The organism is Clostridium putrefaciens (assembly GCF_900461105.1).
GTDB lineage: Bacteria > Bacillota > Clostridia > Clostridiales > Clostridiaceae > Clostridium_L > Clostridium_L putrefaciens.
The window spans coordinates 1,141,438-1,162,249 of sequence record NZ_UFWZ01000001.1 but is presented as its reverse complement, the minus strand read 5'-3'; the positions used below and the strand labels follow the sequence as shown (position 1 = coordinate 1,162,249).

Genomic DNA, 20,812 nt, shown 5'->3' with positions numbered 1-20,812 from the left:
TCTTACCATATACAAACTTTTAAAAGTTAATTTTAGTTAACAAAAATACATCATAAAAAAAAAGATGCACCACATTAGTGCATCCCTAACCTTTATAATATTTTATTAAAATCGTATTTATCTATATCTTTTTCATTAATTCCAACAAAGTTAATTTCAATACCCTCTTCTTTTAATAGCTGGATAAACTCTTCCATGTATATTCCTGGTTTATTATCGTAGGTTATATCTTTTTTTAAATACTCTAGATTTTCTATCTTTGATATTTCGCCTTTCCAACTATTAGATCCACAGCTTACATCTATTCCACAGCTTGGGCTTCCATTTACTCCTATTATATGTTTTACCTCATAATTATTTGCCTCATATTCTTTTATTTGCAAAATTATTGGTTCTAATATTTCCCTACAATGTTTTCTAAAATACGGATTATCAAATTGATTTCTCACATGTCCCCACCTTCTTATTCCGTAAAATGTAAGTTCAGGACAAGGAAGTTGTATAATCCCATAGTCTCTTTCAATCAAGGCATAAACTAAAGGCTTTAATACAGCTTTATATCTACAAGGTCCCTCTACCTTTGAATTTGCGTTTAAAAAACAATGAGGAACTATGCATATCTTTCTACTTCTTTCCATAACATTACTCCCTCCGCTTATAAGATAATATTATTAAGTAAAATTTATCCACTATTATTACTTAGTTACTTCTAGCTTCCTTCATAGCTTTTCCGCCTTTTTCTTGAGCATCTTTAAGCGCTTCATCTATAGTTTTCTTTTCATTAAATACTTGCTCTAGTTCTTCTCCTAATACATCTAAAGCTGGTATTGAACCAATAGATCTACTTCCTGTCCACCCTTTATCTAAAGTTTGCATTGGAACTGCTTTTACTGGATTCTCTTTTAAGAACTTTTGATATTCTTCACTTTTTATAGCTGATGTTCTAACTGGCATATACCCAGTTTTCATGGAAAAATATGCAGTGTTTTCAGTATTAATTAAATGCTTTAGGTAAATCCATCCAGCAAGTTTTTGTTCTTTAGTTCCTGTATTAAACATTGCCACATTTGTCCCGTAGTAAAGTTGGGCATCTTGTTTATTTACTGGTAGTGGTGCTGAAAACCATTTTCCTTTAAACCCTTTTTGAATATAAGGAATCGCCGAAGTTGAAGCTACACACATTGCTGCCCTTCCTTTAATAAAAGTATTATTAGAGTTTTTGTCTTCACCTGCTAGTGTAGCAACTTTATCTTTCATCATTCCTCCTATAAATTCTACAGCTTCTTTTGTTTCTTTAGTGTTAAAGTTAATTTTATCATCTTTTTCGCTAATTATTTCTCCGCCACATTGTCTTACCCAAATTCCTATATCTGTTGAAATATTATTTTCAAATGCTACTCCATAAACTTCTGGATTCCCATCATTATTGGAGTCTACAGTAAGTTTTTTTGCTGCATCTTTAAATTCATCCCAAGTTTTAGGTACAGAAACATTTTTTTCTTTTAACATGTCCTCATTATAATAAAGCACCATTTGGCTTTTATTAAAAGGTAATGTGTACTGTTTATCACCAAATGTTCCATCTTCATAAAATATTTTAGGCATATCTTCTACTTCTTCTTTTTTCATTCCTACTTTATCATTTGATATATAAGTGTTTAAATCTTCAACTAGATCTTTATCTATATACCACGTAAGTCTATTATTATATATTTGAGTCATAGTAGGAAGTGTATTGCTTTTTGCACCGCCCATTAACTTTTCAAATAATTCTCTGTATCCTCCTTGATTTACAAGGTTAACTTTAATTTTAGGGTTCTTTTCTTCAAATTCTTTAGTTATTTTTGTTAAAGCCTCCTCATTTTCACCTTTCATGGAATGCCAAAAGTCTATTTCAACATTTTCTTTGATTTCTGTCTCTATACTAGATACCTTTTTATCTTCTTTAGTCTCTGGTTTTGTTGAGCAACCTATCATTGATAAGGACATCACTCCTGCTAATATAATTGATATACTTCTTTTTTTCATTATGTAAAACCCCCTCTTAAATTTTAATATTATATTAATATTTAAATCAAATAAATACACTTTTGGTTTTAGGTATATTTTAAAATCATAGTTAAAATTTAAAAACTAACATTAAATATAGTATTTATCCCTTAATTCCACCCTTGCTAACTCCATTAATTATGTACTTTGATAAAAATATAAATATTATAATCATTGGTGTTATAATTATAGTTGAAGCTGCCATTAACATATGGTAATCCATTCCTACTTCCGAAGAGAACTTTGCTAAGATAATTGGTAAAGTACGCATTTTCTCTGAATTAGTCATAATTAAAGGCCACATAAAAGAATTCCAACTATTAATTATTTTAAGTATTGCTATAGTAAATATAGCTGGACTTGCAATAGGTATAACAATTTTAATTAAATATTTAAAGTCACTACAGTTATCTACCTTTGCTGCGTAATAAAGTTGTTTTGGTATATTCAAAAAATATTGTCTTAAAAAGAAAATTGAAGTCACACTTGTACACCAAGGTATAATCAGTGCCTTATAAGTATTTATCCATTTTATCTTACTCAAGGTTACAAAATTAGGTATAAGGAGCACCTCCCCTGGTACCATCATAGTTCCAATTAGTAAAGTAAATATTATATCCTTACCCTTAAAGTCCAAATTAGAAAAAGCAAAGGCTGCAAGTATAGTTGTTATAAGCTCGCCTAAAGTAATAGCTATAGTAATAACCACACTATTCAAAAAATATCTACTGAAATTTTTTAATTTAAATACTTCAATGAAGTTTTGCCATTGAAGCTTACTTGGTATAATAACAGGTGGATTTGCAAATACTTCTTCTGGAGATTTAAGTGCAGTTAATAAAATCCATATAAATGGGGTTAGTATAAATATTGCTGTTATAATAAGGACTATGTAAATCAAACCCTTTTCTAGTGTTACCTTTTTCAACATAACCCCCCCCTAATAATGAACTTTCTTTTTTGCAATTTTAAATTGAACTAAAGTAAATATAAGTATTATTATAAAAAGTATAAAGGCTGCTGCTGAAGCTACTGCAAACTGCCAGTTCATATAAAACTTGTTGAAAATATAATATACTATGGTCATCCCACTTTTTAATGGTCCTGGTGATTTGTCATACAGAACAAAAATTTCATCAAATAATTTAAATCCTCTTATAATAGAAGTTATAGAAAGAAAAAGTACAATTGGGGATAAAAGAGGTAGTGTTATCTTTCTAAATATATTCCACTTACCTGCACCATCCACCCTAGCTGCATAATAATATCTGTCATCTATATTTTGCAGTCCTGCTAATATTATAACTACATTGTACCCAAGACTTTTCCAAATACTTAACAATATAAGAAGCGGCATAGTATATTCAGGACTTCTTAGAAATTGTCTTGATGCAAAACCTAATGTATTCAACACCAAATTTACAAGACCTTGATCACTGTTAAATATCCATCTCCAGCCTACTGAAATTGCTACTGTGCTGGTTACAAACGGTAAAAAATAAGCACTTCTAAAAAAGTTTTTTAGTTTTAAATTTTGATTTAATAGTGTAGCGATAAATATAGATAACCCTATTGATAAAGGTACAGCAATAGCTACATAGGTAAAGGTATTTCTTAAGGCAATATAAAAATCTCCATCTGTAAGAACGTATATATAATTATCAAAGCCTCTTTCATAAACTATGTCTTTTATATAATCAAACTTTGTGTAAAAACTCATAATCAATACCTTAATAACAGGATATATTTGAAAAATAATTAATATCAATAAACTTGGTAATATATATAGAAATCCTTTTAACTTTTTCATACTGAATCCCTAAACTTATGTATCTTTTTAAACTTTATAAAAACATCTTGTCCTATTTTATAATTACATTCTCCTGTTATTATAGACTTTAACTCTATACCTTTACATATTAGCGTAATATGAGTATCTCTTCCTAAAGATATTATGTTTTTTATATGTGCAATAGTTAATTCACTATATCTTTCTTCCTTTGGATAAATTATTATATCTTCTGCTCTTATTCCAAAGGTCTTTATTCTTTCATCCAGAATCTTTTCTAAATTACCAATATTTTTAATAAAATCTTCTTTTTTTATTAGATTTATCTTAGGATTTCCTATAAAGGTGGCTACATAAATAGAGCTTGGACTATGATAAAGCTCTTCTCCAGTGGAAAACTGTACTACTTTTCCCTTGTTCATTAACAATATTTTATTTGATATTGATAAGGCTTCTTCTTGATCGTGTGTTACAAATAATGTGGTTATATTAAAGTCTTTTTGAAGATTTTTCACCTCTTCTCTCATTTCTATCCTTAGCGCTGCATCCAAATTAGAAAAAGGCTCGTCCATAAGAAGAAGTCCTGGTTTTTTTATCAAAGCCCTTCCTATAGCTACCCTTTGTTGCTGTCCTCCTGAGAGTTCCTTAGGTTTTCTTTTGAGTAATTCTTCAATTTTAAGTAAATTACTTATAGCTTTTGCTTCCTCTATCGCTTTATTTTTACTAACCTTATTCATTTTTAGTGGAAACATGAGATTTTCAAGTACTGTCATATGTGGATATAACGAATAATTTTGAAATACTAATCCTATGTTTCTTTTTTCTATAGGAATGTTATTAATTAATTTTTCATCAAAATATATATTTCCTTCCGTGGGTTCTACTATCCCTGCTAACACATAAAGCAGGGTGCTTTTTCCACATCCACTAGGCCCTAATATAGACACTAACTCTCCGTCTTTAATGGTTATGCTTAAATCATCTACAGCCATAATCTTTTCATATTGTTTTTTAAGATTTTCAATAGTTACTTTCATTTAATCACCTTATATTCTTCATTAATACCATTCTTTATAATACCATTCTTTATAATATCATGTAATGTAATATATTTCTAATAGATAATACAAATAGTATTTTGATAACCTATAGTATCTTGTTATAGATAAAAGGGATTAAACTAGACGCATCTAATTTAATCCCTTAAGTTTAATTAACCTTATTTAATTTTAATTATCCTATATACATTATACTTGAAATACACTCATCATTTCTTCAAGGTATAGTGACATCTGTGCTAAAGTCTGAGCTGCTGAAGCAATCTCTTTCATTAACGCAGTTTGTTCTTCTGCTGATGCAGCTACATTTTGAGTGCTACCTGATGTTTCTTCAAACATTTTTGCCATGTTTTCTATGGATTCAACAGTATTTTGTGATCCTGCTGAAATCTCTTCAATAACTGCAGAGGCATCTTGCATCTTTGTTGAAATGCTATCTACTGAAACTAGTATTTCACTAAAGGACTGTCCTGCATTCTCTACTGTTGAAATTCCACTATCTACAGCCTTACTACTTTCATCCATAGCCTTAGTAGCCTCTAAAATACTTCTTTGTATTTCATTAATAAGCTTTGTTATCTGACTTGTTGAGCTAGCAGATTGCTCAGCAAGCTTTCTTACCTCTTCCGCTACTACTGCAAATCCCCTGCCTTGTTCACCAGCCCTTGCAGCCTCTATTGCTGCATTTAATGCTAGTAAGTTTGTTCTTTCCGCTATTTCACTTATTACTAACACTATATTTCCAATTTCAGAAGACTTTTTACCTAGCGTATTTATATTACCTGATAACAGTTCTACCTTATCATTTATATTACTCATTTCATCTATAGCTTTATATACAACATCATTTCCTTCTTTAGCCTTTTTATATGTACTAAGAGATTCTTCCGCCATATTTTGAACATTTAAACTTATATGTTCTATTCCATTAGATATTTCTCCTACCATCTTACTACTATCTTTCATAAGTTCTTCCTGCTTCTCAGAATTAGAAGCTATATCTTGAATAGACATAGCAATTTGATCCGTAGCTGATTCTGTTTGTTCAGAACTTGCAGAAAGCTCTTCGGAAGCTACAGCCAATTGTTCTATATTTTTTCTTATATTAAATACCACTTCTTTCAAGTTGCCTGCCATCTTATTAAGATACATAATCATCTGTCCAATCTCATCATCACTATTTAACTCAATAGTTTTAGTTAGATCATTTTCTGATATTGCAATAGCAAGATTGTTAACATCCTTTAAGCCCACAGTAATTTTGGTAACAACAAAAAGAATAGTTAAAGTAATTAATATAGCCGCTACGCCTATTATTATAGTAAGCAATTTGAAAAGTTCCTTAGAACTAGCTAGTAATTCTGATTCTGGTATAGTTAGTACTAATATCCACTTTGTTTCTGGAATCTCTTCATAATATGCTCTTATCTTTTCTCCTCCCACCATATAATCTGAAACTCCTGTTTTTGATGATAATATAGTTGCCCCTAAAGACTTTAAAGATGAGTCTACTTCTTCAGTAATGTTAGTTCTTAATATCTTATTTTCTTCAACTCCAGCTATATATTGGCCTTCTTTATCTACTAAGAAAGCTTTACCTTTTCCCCCAACCTTTATGTCTGTTATATTCTTCTGTAATGTAGATAAGTCAATATCTGCGGTAGTAACACCTAAAAACTCCTTGTTAATTCCATAAAAAGGAGCCGTCGCTGTTACCATAGCAGTTTTAGTTACACTATCACGATAAGCCTTAGACCACTTTGAAATACCCTCATTCTCTTTCACTCCATTTTTATACCATTCTAGATTATGGTAATCATATTCTTCATTGCTATAATCATCTACAAAAACAATTTTATCTCCCTTTTTATGAGCATAGGGTCCAAAATACTTTGATTTTTCTTCATATTTATAAGGTTCAAACCAAATTCCTGTTCCGTAGGTTTCTTTACTTGTAAGTATTATCTCTTTTAGAATTTCACCATACTGTTCCTTTGATAACGAATTCATGCATACCTTAACTACTTTTGATAACGACTCTGACGCTTGTCCATTCTCTATTAAGCTTTTTTCAATTAAATTTTTGTTTCCTTCAAGTTGATTCTTCATACTTACTTCTGTTTTTTCGTTTATAATATTTTTTGACTTTTCATAACTTATGTAATTCATAACAAACATGGATACTAAAGTTATAGGTAAAATTGTTACTATTATCTTCATCCTTATGGTTTTAATTTTTTTCATTCAAGTCACTCCTAAAATATTTTTTAGCTGAAGTTATATAACATTATTATTTAAGTCTATTAAATATAAACCATTAAGATACTCTTTTCTTAGCTCTTTAATGTATTTACCTCCTAGTTTCATTGATTTATTAATGAAATTAAATTTTAAAAATAATATCTAGATAACATACATCTTATTATCGTTAAATTCTTTGATTACTTTATATTTTTTATATTTTTTATATTTTTTAATTCATTAGGATTTTTAAATTAAAACACAGTATCTATAATTTTATACAAGCTTTAATTTACATTGTTTGTTACAAAAAAAAGGAAGGCACCTTTAAAGTGTGCCTTCTAAGAACTACTTAATATCTCCTGCTTTTATCAAAGCATATTTAGATGCAAGCGGTCCTATAAGTTCATATATAACAGTTCCTGCTAATACTATTGTCCGTATAGGCTGCCCATATTCAGGGGGTAGTGACTTTTCTGCAAGCAGTGATAATCCTATAGCTACACCTGCTTGAGGTATTAAAGCAAGCCCTAAGTACTTCCTTACATTTTCTTCTGCTTTTGTTATACTAGCTGCTACATATACTCCAAGCATTTTTCCTGCAACTCTAAATACCATGTATCCAAGTCCTATAACACCCACACTTTTTATTACTGAAATATTCAATTCTAAACCTGCTATTGTAAAGAATGCTATAAATAATGGTGGGGTAAATCTATCTGCAATACTTAAGAATCTACTACTATTACTACTTAAATTAGTTATAGTTGCCCCAAGCATCATACAAGTAAGAAGAGTAGATGCATTAAATTTAAGGGAAATCCCTATAGCAAAAAATATAAATGCTAGTGTTAAAGATAATAGCTCATTTTCACCTCTTACTTTTTTACCTATATAAGAAAATATGATTCCTAGTATAATTCCTATAATTATAGATAGTAATATTTCAATTATTGGCTTCATTATAGACATAGCTAAAGATGTAGCTACACCTCCTATTAGAGATTGAGCTACTGCAAGTGAAATCCCAAAAGCAATTATGCCGACAGCATCATCCATAGCTACCACCTGTAAAAGTGTAGTAGTAAAATCGCCCTTAGCTTTATATTGTCTTATAACTAATATAGTCGCTGCTGGAGCAGTTGCTGCAGCTATTGCACCTATAGTAAGACTAAATGGTAGTGGCTGCTTAAATATAAATATCATAGCTAGATCCACTAAAAATACTGCTCCTAAAGCTTCAAAAATTGTTATCAATATAACAGTTTTCCCTGTTTTCTTTATACTCTTTATTGAAAATTCGCTACCTATTCCATAAGCAATAAATCCTAAGGCAGCATCTGATAATATACCTAAAGACTTTACTGCGTCTAAAGGTACTACGTTGAGAACATAGGGGCCTATTATTACACCTGCAATTAAATATCCAGTTACGTTTGGAAGTTTTATTTTAGAAAGTAATTTTGCGCAAAGCATACCCGAGAAAATAACAATAGATACATAATATAAACTATTCATCTATTCTGATTTTCTCCCAACGTTTATTCCCTCTACGTAACCTACAGGAACAGTAAATATTATCCCTACATCGGGCTTAGATAATTCTCCTGTTTCTTTTTTTATACAAGATACTGCTGTATCCAATTGATGATCCTCAATTACTACAAAAATAGTTTTATTAAAAGGATATCTTTCATTCATAATCATCCTTATTGATCCAAACATTGGGACATCATTCCCTACATCATTCAATATTCTAGCCATCCCTGTGCTCTCGATTACTGTAGCTCCTTTAATACCCTCAAGAGCAAAGTTCTCAAGTATACCTTCTAAACAATCTATTTTATTAAGAACTAAAAACAAAACTTGCAAAATACCATCTCCTTAAATTTTAAATCTTATGTATATAGTATAGCATACCTTGTGATTATTTTAAAATTGCAAGATTATGTTGTTTGAGTCAAGTAAAAGTGGGCAACTATTTTCTTTGATTTATTATCCATTATTTTACATGAGGTATTTATAATTTACCCTACCCATTTTTATTCTTAATTGTAACTAAGATCTCCAAATCCTTTTAATCCACAAAGTCTTTGTATTACTTTTCTTCCAAAGGTAACCGCAGCTCCACTATAAGGAATAGGCGCGGTATGTATCTTATATTCTTTAGATTTCGTACCCTTTTTATTAACCGCGGAAGCGGATAAAGGTATTTCACGAATTACAGCATCTATAACGCCCTTCGGTATAATGTTTTTATAGATCTTATCCAAGGTACTAAATAATCTATTGCTGAACTTTTCTGCTAAAATTTTAGATAAGTTATCGGCTCCATTAATAGACCAGCTCATTTTTCTACCTTTCATTCTATGTGCTAACACATCGCAAATGTTATGTTCCATAGTCCCTAATTGCCTATATTCTACCCCTTCGGGTGCCGTAGGCATAGTTATATTGTCTCTTAATTTATATGGAACTAGGCCCTCTTTATTATGCACAAAATAGTCATATAGCTCTGTAAGCTTTTTAAAAACAACTTCATCTTTATTATTTTCTATCATCATGTTAACAATTACTTCTAATCCTTCATCAACTTTCCCTTGCCTAAATAACTTAAGTAAGACTTTCTGTTCTTTTTTATCACTTACTTTTCTAATAATTGCTTGGCTTATATGAAATGGATCCAGTTGAAAGTGTATGTCTTGATCTTCACAGGTTGCTTTTATCCACTTTGCACCATCTCCATTTAATATCCTAGTTTCTATTTCATCAACATTATACTTTTCAGCAATGGTTGCTTCCGCAACTTTTTTAAAGTGGCTAGAACTATTAAAACTTGCACAAACAGTTTTATCAATAACAACATATTCTTTTTTACTGCCTGGACGCAACTTCCAACCTGTATAAGATACTGCTAATTTAAGTTCTTTTTTTCTATTCTTACCCTTTGGTCTATCTTTTCCCTGAATGGATAACCATACCCCGTCTTGCTCCTGAAATAGCACTGGTACTTCCTTTTCGCCTTTCAACGCACCTTTTTCATTTAGTTCAATCTTACGCTTTTCTAGTTCATTTATCTTTTCTCCAACCATTTGAACTATGTTCCAAACTCCTTGAGCACTAATTTCCTGATTACACATTGTTTTTATATTTTCAGCTGTTTTTCTAAAAGATACTTCTGACACGTTAGTTAAAATAGTTTCTACAAGATTTATAGATACATTACCTATGGTGTCCATGCCTAGATACTCATCTAAAAGGAACTTAGTAGCTGTTTTACCATCTTCAAGTTCAAACTGATAGATACGTCTTGAATATTCAACATCCCCCATAATCGTTCTTAAACAAGTCTTTTTAAGTCCCTTATTTCTATATACTTTAATATCTCTTTCTTTAAGTAGCTTTTCATCTAAAGCTTCCAACACATTTTTTAAAACATGGCAGGCTTCATCACAAACCATCTTATAAATCTTTTTCTCTATCTCCTTGAAAGTTAAGCCGTTTTCATTTAAACTAACATTATACATAAATTCAACTCCATTCAGTTTTGTCTAGATAATAAAATTATAATGGATAATTTATGTATTGGGGAGATGTTTTTGCATCTCCTTTTATTTATATAGTTTTTTATACTAGTTCTGCCTACTAAAATTATACTCTAACGATTATGTTTATATTAAAAATTAGTTACTAATTTAATTAAATATATATTATATTAGAATCCTTCTTCAATATATCTACTTCTCTTTTTTGACAGGTAAATATTATAATTTGCCTATTTTTATCTATAGTTTTAATATACTCTAATGACTTTAAAAGTCTCTCGTCATCATATTGTATAAATGCTTCATCTAAAAAAATAGGGATTACCATTTCCTCACCAAATATTAGGTCTATAAATGCCATTCTTAAAGAAAAATATATTTGATCTAGTGTACCATTACTTAAATACTCTGCCTCTATAATATCATTTTTATCTTTGTCTCTAACCTTTAGTGAATAATTTTCCGCTACCTTAACTTCTTCATAATTATCTATTACTATTGAAGAAAATATCTTACTTACCTTTTCATTAAGTATTGGCCCAAAATCTCTTTGAAGTTCTTTAAAACATTCTGTTAATGTGTCATAAGCAATGTTTATATATTGAAATCTATATTGAAGTAACTCTATTTCAATTTTTATAGCGTCTATTTCTTCTTCTATTTCTATAATTCTTCTTTTACCTATAAATTTATTATCTATAGAGTTTTTTATATCCCTTAGCCTTTTTTCCACATATAATAAGTCTTTATTTCTTTCTCTAATTGCATCATCTAAATCCTCTTCATTTTTAAAGTTTTCTTCTATATCTTCATTTATTATATCTCCTATTTCTTCCTTCATCTTTTCTAAATCTCTATCTTTTAATAAAAGTTCATAATTACTTTCAATACTTTTTAATCTACCCTCTATTTCTTGTTTTTCTTTTAACTTTTCTTCAAGCTTTTCTATTTCATTTGGAATAGATTCTATATTGATGTGTGATTTGTTTATCTTATCCATAGTATCTTTTATGTTTTTTTCTTTTATACTTATTTCTTCACTAATATGCTCTAACGATAAAGCCTCTACCCTTACCTCAGATTTTAAAATATCTATATTTTTATTTATTTCTTTAAATTCTTTATATCTATCTAAAAAGTCTTCTATATCATAACTATTTGTATCTTCTAGTATAAAATCTATATATCTACATATATTTTTATACTCGTCTTCTAGTACATCTAAGCTATACTTTGATCTACTTAGTAGCTTTTCTTCTATTTTTATTATCATCTTGTCTATTTTTTCTTTATTATCATTATAATCTTTTATCTTAATTAAAAATTCTTCGTGATCTTTCGCTCCAGATAACTCGTAGTATCTTTTTAAGTCTTCTTCTATAGTTACTATAGAATTTTTAAGATTAGAAATGTCTTCATATAATGATTCCTGTTTTTCTATATTATGTACAACTTTACTTAAGTCTTTATATCCTTTAACTGAAATTATAAATGATATTGATAATATAATTATAGGTATATATATTAAATTTACTTTATAAATTCCAAACCCCTTAAGAAATGAAAGTAATAAAATTATTATAAAAAAACAAGTACTTAATATAAAACTTAATGTCTTCTTTTTTTTATAGCTTTGTTTCTTATTTAAGATTTCAAAATCTATGCTATCTTTACTGATCTTATATTTTAATTCCTTTAATTTGTTTTCATAATCATAAAAGATGCCTTGAATTTTACTGTTAATATCACTCATATAGGATACCTTTTCATGTTTACCCTTTAACTTTCCTAAGTCTTTATTAAGGTTCTCAATCTCACAATCTATCTTCTCTATATCTTTTATCTTTTCTTCTATATTTTTCTTTTCTAGGCATAGAGAAATAACCTTTCTTTCTACATCTTCATCTAAATTATTAAACATTTCATATTCACAAAACTCATTTTCCTTAAGCTTTAAAGAATTGCTTATTATGTCCTTGTTTTCTAACCTTTCCACCTGTATATCTTTTAGTTGCTTATATCCCCTATACTCTTCTTTTAATGAAGAAATAAATTGATTATCTATACTTCCTTCATCACTTACTAAACCCTCTTCTACTTCTTCTATTTTTTGATTTAATTCATTACTCTTTTTTAAGTATTCTAGTATTTCTCCATATTCTTTATATAATTTTATTCTTTTTATATGTTTTTTATACAGTTCTAACTTTTCAATATTAGCTCTTAAATAGTTTCTCTTATATTTTAGATTATTTAACTCAATTTGTTCTTCGATATTTTCATCACTAAGTCTAAGACTTTCTTTGCATTCAGTATTTAAACTTATAAGTTTTAGTCTTAGTTCATCTAGTTTTCCATTTTTCCTTGGAGTCGTAATAATCTTTTTAGCCTCTTCTAAAGTTTTAATGGCCTTTTCATAAGATCTATCCTCATCTCCACTTTCAGCAAGATTAGTAAGCTTTTCTAGTATCCCATCTTCTTTTCCTCTGTTTATTTCAAGACCTAATTGTTCTATGAATAATGTCTTATTAAAGCCCTCTTCATTTAATCCTAGAATTTCCTTTCCGGGTTCTATTACATTTATAGCTCTTAACTTTTCCCCACTTATAAAATGAATTATTTCTCCTTGATCTTCTTTTTTTGTGTTTCCAAAGCTTCTTCTTATTATATATTCATTTCCAGCATTATCCTCATAAATAAGTTCACCTTGTCCCCTCTCCCCACTCCATGGCATATATCTTTTTCTTCCATTTTCTCTAATAGACTTCTTTTGAGAGTTCATACCATAAAGCATTGCTTTTATAAAGCTTTGTATTGTACTTTTACCTGCTTCATTTCTACCATATATTATATTTATACCTTCTTTTAATTCAATGGTTTTATTTTTAAGTTTACCAAATCTAATTATATTGAGTGTTTTTATTATCATTAAAGGATCAACTCCTTATTGCTTAAACATTGTATTCCTGCCTTTAATGCTTCTTTTAGTAGTCTTTTATCTTCATCTTTTTCTGCTTCCTCTATTTTTTGTAACATCTTTTTAGTATAGAGTCCTTTTAATGTAAATTCTTTAGAAATAACATTATAATCTAGCTTAATTTCTGTAGAATCCTTTAATTTTATATAATAAAAGTGTTTTGAAACCTTTTCTTTTAATACTTCTAAATTTATAGAAAAATCTTCTTTAACTTCTCCTAAAAGAATTACCTTATAAATGTCTATATATATACTGTCTTTTGGTATTGAGGATATGATATTATTACTTATGTCTTCATAGGTTAATGCATTCTCTATATTTATAGATATCTCTTCATATCTTCTTTTGCATATAGGTATGAAATTTAAATCTACATTGCCTTTAGATATGGAACCTAATACTACACCTTTCTCACCTTTTTCATCAAAGGCTCTTCCTTCTGGATTTCCACAATAGGAATAGCGAGTATTCTTTTCTCTTTTTATACCAGAAAAACTATGTCTATGCCCTAATGCAATATAATCCATCTTACTTTCTCCTATTTCATAAGGGGTAATGGGATTATACTCATTTATCTTGCCTCTATCACTTATCTCTCCATGCAAGGCCATTATATTTATGTGTTTTTCATTAATTTTAAACTTACTGGAAAAGTCCTTAAGAAATGACTCTCTTTCATAATACTCTGAAAATCCTTGTCCATAGACTGTTATATTTTTATTTTCTATGTATACAGCCTCCATATTTGATTTAAATATATGAACATTTAAAGGCCAATTTATCATAGTATAAAATGTCTTATCGTTATATGGATCGTGATTTCCAGGAGCTATAAACACTCTGATCTCTGGTATATCTTCTAGTTTTGTTCTTATATAATCTAAGGTAGTTCTCATAACTCTTTGATTATCAAATAAATCTCCACATATTAAGAGTATATCTACATTTTCTTTTTTCGCTAAGTTAACTATATTTCCAAATGTCTCCCTTAGGTCCTCACGTCTTTTTTCTGCAAAATCTTTATCTAACTCACTAAAAGGTGTATCAAAATGCAAATCACTGCAGTGCAATATTTTTATATCCTTCAAAATCAAAACCCTCCCATCGAACCTTAGTTCTCTAATGTTTTAATTTTATCAAAATATACGTAATTATTCAACTTAAATATGTATACTTTTATAAACTGTATATTTAAAAAGTAAGTTCTTCAGACCAGTTTTTATTTTTAACACTAAAAAGGCTGCCTCAATTTTTTATTTCGAGACAGCCTTTTTTAAATAATACTTTGTATCTTTAAGCTAACCTTTTACTATTTTGCCTTTTCAGGAGCATCGGATAATAATCCAACTTTCTCCCAACCCCAGTCACTAACTGTCCTTAAATCCCAGCTATTAACTCTCTTATTTGTTGCTGTTATTCCATACCTAAAGTTAGTAGGTGCAACTGGAACTTGATCATGAATATATTGTTGCCAGTCATGATAAGCCTTAACTAAATATTCTTGATTAATCCCATCTTTTGAAAATGCATCTTCTGAAGCAATAGCATCTAGTAATTTATCATTTTCTTCAGTTGCAAATCTTGTATAGTTCATTTGAGCTTGCCTTCCATATAATCCTGATGGATCTGGATTAGATCCTGTACCCCATCCGCCCATATACATATCTATTTCTTCATTATCATTTTGAACCATATCATAAAATGCGTTCATATCTACTAATCTACCATTTTGAAGATTTACATCAAGCCCTATATCTCTCCAACCTTGAACATAGAATTGAGCTAATGGTTCAGCAACCTCTCCACCTGACATTGAAAGGAAATTAATTTTTAGCTTATTTCCCTTTGTATCTTCTCTCATTCCATCATTATCTACATCTTTATATCCAGCATCATCAAGCATTTTCTTTGCTTTTTCTGGATCGTAATTATATCCAGGTAACTTTGAATTCCAAAAAGTAGCATGTGCTGGATCCATTACAGAGTTAGCAGGTAGTCTTAAACCATTGTAGAACACTTCACATACTTCTTTATTGTCCATAGCATAAGCAATGGCCTGTCTTAATTTAACATCTGACATTTTTTTAGTAGTATCAGTTTTTACTTCTTTAGCTTCACCATCCCACTTTCCTAATTTAAATCCTACATATCCATAAGATCTATCTACTGAAGATAGTAATTCAATATTACTTAAATCTTTGTACTCTTTATAGCTATCTACAGTAATACCATCAACAACATCAAAAGTTCCAGCTTTTAATGCTTCTACTATTGTATCTGGGCTTGTTCTTTTATAAACAATTTTATCTACTTTAGGTTTTTCTCCAAACCAATGTGGGTTAGGTATATATTCAACAGATTCTCCTGGAACAATGTTAGAAACCACAAATGGTCCACAAGATAATGGCTTTACTCTAACTTTATCATGACTTTCCATTTCCTTTATTGGAATATCTCCTAAATAATGCTTTGGCTCAGCATTAAATGTTAATCCTGCACCCCATAGTATTCCTGGATAATATTTCTTAAAAGATACTTCTAATGTTTTATCGTCGATTTTATTAAGTCCTGATATGGTTTCTGCAGTTCCCTTATTATATTCTTCAATACCTACAACATTTCTATAATCTGAATCAAATCTTATTCCTTCGTAATCTTTGTTTGCAACAGATTCATATACAAAGATTAAATCATCTGATGTTACTGGAACTCCATCGCTCCAAGTCAAGTCTTTATTAATTTTATAAGTCGCCTTTTTAGCTTCTTTGTCAAATTTAACGTCACAATATCCACCATCAACAATTTCATAATTTTCTCCAGCTTTTGTAAATGATCCAAGCATTGGTGACATTATGTCAGAATCTGACTTATTTGAGTATAAGAAGGTATTGAAAATACCCTCAAAAGGTGTGCTTGTAACTAAAGCAACGTTAAGGGTTCCTCCAACTGTTTTCCCTTCCTTTTGAAGTACATCTGGATGAGGAAGTTCTATTTTTAATAGTGCGTTTTCCTTCTCTCCACCTGCAGTAGCTCCACCTCCATCAGCAGACTTCTTGTTGCAGGCTGCTAATAAAAGTGTTGATGCTAATAGTAATGGGACCATAAGCTTTAAACTTTTTTTCATTTTACTACTCCCCCTTTATTCTATCCTAATCTTTGTTTTGCGTCAGAAGCTCTTCTAAAAGCTTGACCGACATAATTTATACACAGCATCATTACTAATATTAATAAAGATGCGGGTAACCATAACCATATCTTATTTGACATAGCCCCCGGAGTTCTCGCATAAGATACCAATGTTCCTAGCGAAGGTGTTGACGGAGGTAAACCGAATCCTAAAAATGATAATCCAGTTTCAATTCCAATATTGCCAGCAAAGCTTAAAATTAAATCTACAATTATAATGGAACTAATATTAGGTAAAATACCACCGTACATAATCTTTAAGTTACTTGTTCCCATTATCTTCGATGCATTTACATAGTCTCTTCTACCTTCTGATAAAGCTTTACTTCTTACCAATCTCGTAATACCAACCCAATAAAATACACTCATTATAAATATAAAATGCCACATGGTATACTTTGGAATTACCACTACAAATGTAATTATGAGTAATGTTGTAGGTAGAACAGAGATGAAATCACATATCCTCATTATTATATTATCTACCATTCCGCCATGGTAACCTACAATTAGCCCAACAATTATACCAATTACAGATGTTATTACAGTAACTGCAAATCCTATTAAAATAGAATTTCTTCCTCCAATTAACAGTTGACCTGCAATGGATCTTCCGCCTATATCTGTTCCTAAAATAAATTCTGCTCCTGGCGCTTTATATCTATTCCTTAAATTTATTTTCATAATTTCATTTTGGTCTATAACTAAAGATCCTATTAATACTGTAGCCATTATTATAACCAAAATAATAAGACATGTCGTTGCTATCTTATCTACCTTAAATTCCCTTTTAAGTACCTTCCAAAAAGATGGCACTTCACTAACTGATTTTAATTCTTTTTCATCAGCTTCTTTAGCAATAGCTTTTAGTTCTATTTCGGAGGCAATATCCTTGGCTTCAATGTCTTGTTTACTCATATTTGATCCCTCCTAATCTATTCTTATTCTAGGGTCAACAATTGTCATAATTATATCAGACAATAAACTACCCATTAATGTTAAAAATCCAAATAATAAAACCAAGGCATTCATAACTGAGTAATCTCTACTATTTATTGATGTAATAAATAATTCACCCATGCCTGAATAGCTAAAAATAGTTTCAATAAATACAGACCCACTTAAAAGTCCCATAATGGTAAATCCGAAAAATGCTGCTACAGGTAGTAATGAATTTCTAAATATATGTTGAGAATAAACCTTATTTATAGGAACTCCCTTACTTCTAGCTGTTTTTACATAATCTTGACCTTTAGCATCAATTACTTCATTTCTTAAATATTGTATGGTTCCAGTTGTCCTTACTATAGCCGCTGAAACTGCAGGTAAAATCATGTAATGTAGCTTACTTTTAAAATATGCAAATGTTCCTTTTTGTAGTCCAATGCCTACAGAGCCTTCAGTAGGAAACCATCCTAATTTATATCCAAATATTAAAAGAAACACAAGACCTATTACAAATGTAGGTATTGCATAACTTATAAAATTATACATTATGACAGCTTTATCAAACCTTGAACCTTCATATCTTCCCGCATAAATCCCAAGTGGAATTGCTATTAAGTAAGTTAAGATCAATGTTAGTAAAGATAGCCATAAGGTATTTTTTGCTCTTTCACCTATAAGTGAAGAAACTGGTACCTTTTGGGTGTAAGATCTTCCAAAATCACCATCTCTAAGCATCTTAACCATCCAGTTTTTATATTGAACAGGTATAGGCTTGTTTAGCCCCGCCCTTTCCTTTAATTCTTCAATTACCAAAGGATCCGTCTCTGGGCTTATTAATCCTGTAAAAGGATCTCCAGGCATCATCTTACCAAACCCAAAAACAATTACACTTAATATTAAAAGTTGAGGTATCATTAATAACACTCTACGCAATACGGTTTTCCACATCTTATAGATCCCCCTTTTCTCTTACTGACACATAGTGGGTTTTAGAAATTTGAATTAAATCAAATGCTCTGCCATTTTCATCATAGAACAGCTTTTCTCTTTTGTTATATTCCTCTTCCACCATAATTCTTTCTTGTCTACTCTTTACTCTATCCGCTACAGAAATTTGTGGTATAGCAGCTATTAATCTTTTTGTATAAATATGCTGAGGATTGTTATATATATCTTCCCTTGTACCAGTCTCTACAAATCTTCCTCTATGCATGATATAAATATAATCACACATATGTTTAACTACACCTAAATCATGGGATATAAAAAGGTAACTTAAATTAAAATCTCTTTGCACCTCTTTTAAAAAGTTTAATACTTGAGCTTGTATTGACAAATCAAGGGCCGATACAGGTTCATCCGCTACAATAAGTTTTGGATTTAAAGATACAGCTCTAGCCACACCTATTCTTTGACGCTGCCCCCCTGAAAATTCATAAGGATATTTATACAAAGAATCTTTTGGCATTCCTACTATATTTAATAATTTTAATACTTTTTCTAATTCTTCTTTTTTACTTAACTTTTCATAATTACGAATAGGTTCTGCTATTATATCTATAATTCTTTTTTTAGGATCAAGACTAGATAAAACATCTTGAAATATCATTTGTACATCCTTATTGTACCCAGCCTTTTTTCTTAACCTTTTTGTATTTACTATTTGGTTGTTATATAAGATTTTGCCTTCTGTTGAATCTTCTAATCCTACAATAGCTTTCCCAATAGTTGTTTTGCCTGACCCTGACTCCCCTATAAGTCCATATGTCTTTCCCTTTTCAAGTGAAAGTGATACACCATCTACAGCACGAGTATAATCTTTTATGGTATTAAGTACTCCTCCACGAATAGGAAAGTGAACTTTTAAATCATCTATTTTCAAAAATTCCATTTTAGCACCCCACTTCATCTTCAAAATAAAAATTCTTCCAGCATGTACACCTTACAAAGTGACCTTTTGAAACCTCATGAAGGATTGAATCCTCTTCATGTTCTGAATCTGATATCCATGGAATTCGTTCTTTAAATCTACAACCCTTTCTTGGCAAGTTTTCTAAAGACGGTACCATACCTTTTATTACATGCAATTCTTGCCCAACTAATTCAGCATTAGGTATAGAGTTTAGTAATGATTTTGTATAAGGATGCAGTGGATTATTAAAAAGCTCTTTTGCATCAGCTAGCTCTACAATTTGTCCTGCATACATAACAGCAACCCTATCTGCATTTTGTGCAACTACCCCTAAGTCATGTGTTATAAGTATAATTCCTGCATTAATCTCTTTTTGAAGTTCTGAAAGCAAGTCTAGTATCTGAGCTTGTATAGTAACATCTAGTGCAGTAGTTGGCTCATCTGCTATTATAATATTAGGTTTGCAAGAAAGTGCAATAGCTATTAGAACCCTTTGTCTCATTCCCCCTGATAATTCATGTGGAAACTGCTCAGCAGTTTTTTCGGGTTTTACAATGCCTACTTGATTTAATAAATCTAACATTCTTTCTCGCCTTTGTCTTTTATTTAAATCAGTATGATATATAAGAGATTCTTCTATTTGCTTTCCAATTTTATGTAGTGGATTTAAAGATGCTAATGGATCTTGGAAAATAAAACCGATTTCTTTGCCTCTAATGTTATTAAACTTTTCTTCTGAGTAGTTTATTATATCTTCCCCTTTATAAATTATTTCCCCACTTACCTTAGTAAAGCTACTATTATGTAACCCTACTATAGAGTTAGCAATAGTACTCTTCCCACAACCTGACTCTCCAACTATTGCTAATAATTCGTTTCTGTTTAAGGTTAAAGAAACACCATCTACTGCATCAAAGTACTTGTCTTTAAATCGAAATCCCGTATGCAAATCCTTTATTTCTAATATCTTTTCACTTTCCATTCTCTATTTCCTTTCTAACTTATATATTTATTAGATGATTATACAAATTTTAAAAAAAGTTTAAATTTAAATAGTGATTTAAACCTCGCTAGTGTGACCCCCTTTTATAATTATTATTCATATAA

Annotated in this window: 16 protein-coding genes; all 16 read right to left on the bottom strand. The window is 30.0% G+C overall.

The features are described 5' to 3' along the window. Nucleotides 1–92: 92 nt before the first annotated feature. The gene (locus tag DY168_RS04970) at nt 93–638 is read right to left on the bottom strand and encodes a CD3072 family TudS-related putative desulfidase (RefSeq protein WP_115640757.1); all 546 of its coding nucleotides are present in this window, start codon (nt 636–638) and stop codon (nt 93–95) included. A 61-nt stretch (nt 639–699) separates the two neighbouring features. After that, a complete protein-coding gene (locus tag DY168_RS04965; protein WP_115640756.1) occupies nt 700–2,028 on the bottom strand; it encodes an ABC transporter substrate-binding protein in 1,329 nt (442 codons plus the stop codon). A 124-nt stretch (nt 2,029–2,152) separates the two neighbouring features. After that, entirely contained in the window at nt 2,153–2,977 is an 825-nt protein-coding gene (locus tag DY168_RS04960) for a carbohydrate ABC transporter permease (RefSeq protein WP_423237245.1), read from the bottom strand. 12 nt (nt 2,978–2,989) lie between these two features. Beyond that, the gene (locus tag DY168_RS04955) at nt 2,990–3,859 is read right to left on the bottom strand and encodes a carbohydrate ABC transporter permease (protein WP_115640754.1); all 870 of its coding nucleotides are present in this window, start codon (nt 3,857–3,859) and stop codon (nt 2,990–2,992) included. Further along, entirely contained in the window at nt 3,856–4,875 is a 1,020-nt protein-coding gene (locus DY168_RS04950) for an ABC transporter ATP-binding protein (protein ID WP_115640753.1), read from the bottom strand. The genes DY168_RS04955 and DY168_RS04950 overlap by 4 nt, the downstream gene beginning before the upstream one ends. Before the next feature lie 210 nt (nt 4,876–5,085). After that, a complete protein-coding gene (locus tag DY168_RS04945; RefSeq protein WP_115640752.1) occupies nt 5,086–7,140 on the bottom strand; it encodes a methyl-accepting chemotaxis protein in 2,055 nt (684 codons plus the stop codon). 345 nt (nt 7,141–7,485) lie between these two features. Beyond that, nucleotides 7,486–8,655 carry a cation:proton antiporter gene (locus DY168_RS04940; RefSeq protein ID WP_115640751.1) on the bottom strand — a complete coding sequence of 390 codons (1,170 nt, stop codon included), beginning with the start codon at nt 8,653–8,655 and terminating at the stop codon, nt 7,486–7,488. Further along, nucleotides 8,656–9,009, bottom strand: a complete 354-nt coding sequence (locus tag DY168_RS04935) for a hypothetical protein (RefSeq protein WP_115640750.1) — start codon at nt 9,007–9,009, stop codon at nt 8,656–8,658. It abuts the gene before it with no gap. Between the two features lie 176 nt (nt 9,010–9,185). Next, nucleotides 9,186–10,664, bottom strand: coding sequence for an ISLre2 family transposase (locus tag DY168_RS04930; protein ID WP_115640749.1), 1,479 nt, complete (start codon nt 10,662–10,664; stop codon nt 9,186–9,188). A gap of 172 nt (nt 10,665–10,836) precedes the next feature. Next, entirely contained in the window at nt 10,837–13,611 is a 2,775-nt protein-coding gene (locus DY168_RS04925; RefSeq protein ID WP_115640748.1) for an ATP-binding protein, read from the bottom strand. Further along, nucleotides 13,611–14,747, bottom strand: coding sequence for a metallophosphoesterase family protein (locus DY168_RS04920; RefSeq protein WP_172556269.1), 1,137 nt, complete (start codon nt 14,745–14,747; stop codon nt 13,611–13,613). Before DY168_RS04920 ends, DY168_RS04925 begins: the two co-directional genes overlap by 1 nt. A gap of 221 nt (nt 14,748–14,968) precedes the next feature. After that, on the bottom strand, nt 14,969–16,783 hold the full coding sequence (locus DY168_RS04915; RefSeq protein ID WP_115640746.1) for an oligopeptide ABC transporter substrate-binding protein: 1,815 nt from the start codon (nt 16,781–16,783) through the stop codon (nt 14,969–14,971). Between the two features lie 20 nt (nt 16,784–16,803). Beyond that, nucleotides 16,804–17,763 (bottom strand): ABC transporter permease, encoded by a 960-nt coding sequence (locus tag DY168_RS04910; protein ID WP_115640745.1) that lies wholly within the window; start codon nt 17,761–17,763, stop codon nt 16,804–16,806. A gap of 12 nt (nt 17,764–17,775) precedes the next feature. Further along, nucleotides 17,776–18,741 (bottom strand): oligopeptide ABC transporter permease, encoded by a 966-nt coding sequence (gene opp4B, locus DY168_RS04905; protein WP_115640744.1) that lies wholly within the window; start codon nt 18,739–18,741, stop codon nt 17,776–17,778. A gap of 1 nt (nt 18,742) precedes the next feature. After that, complete coding sequence (locus tag DY168_RS04900) at nt 18,743–19,684, bottom strand: ATP-binding cassette domain-containing protein (protein ID WP_115640743.1); 942 nt, start codon at nt 19,682–19,684, stop codon at nt 18,743–18,745. Nucleotide 19,685: 1 nt separating this feature from the next. Continuing rightward, on the bottom strand, nt 19,686–20,687 hold the full coding sequence (locus tag DY168_RS04895) for an ABC transporter ATP-binding protein (protein WP_115640742.1): 1,002 nt from the start codon (nt 20,685–20,687) through the stop codon (nt 19,686–19,688). Nucleotides 20,688–20,812 lie beyond the last annotated feature (125 nt).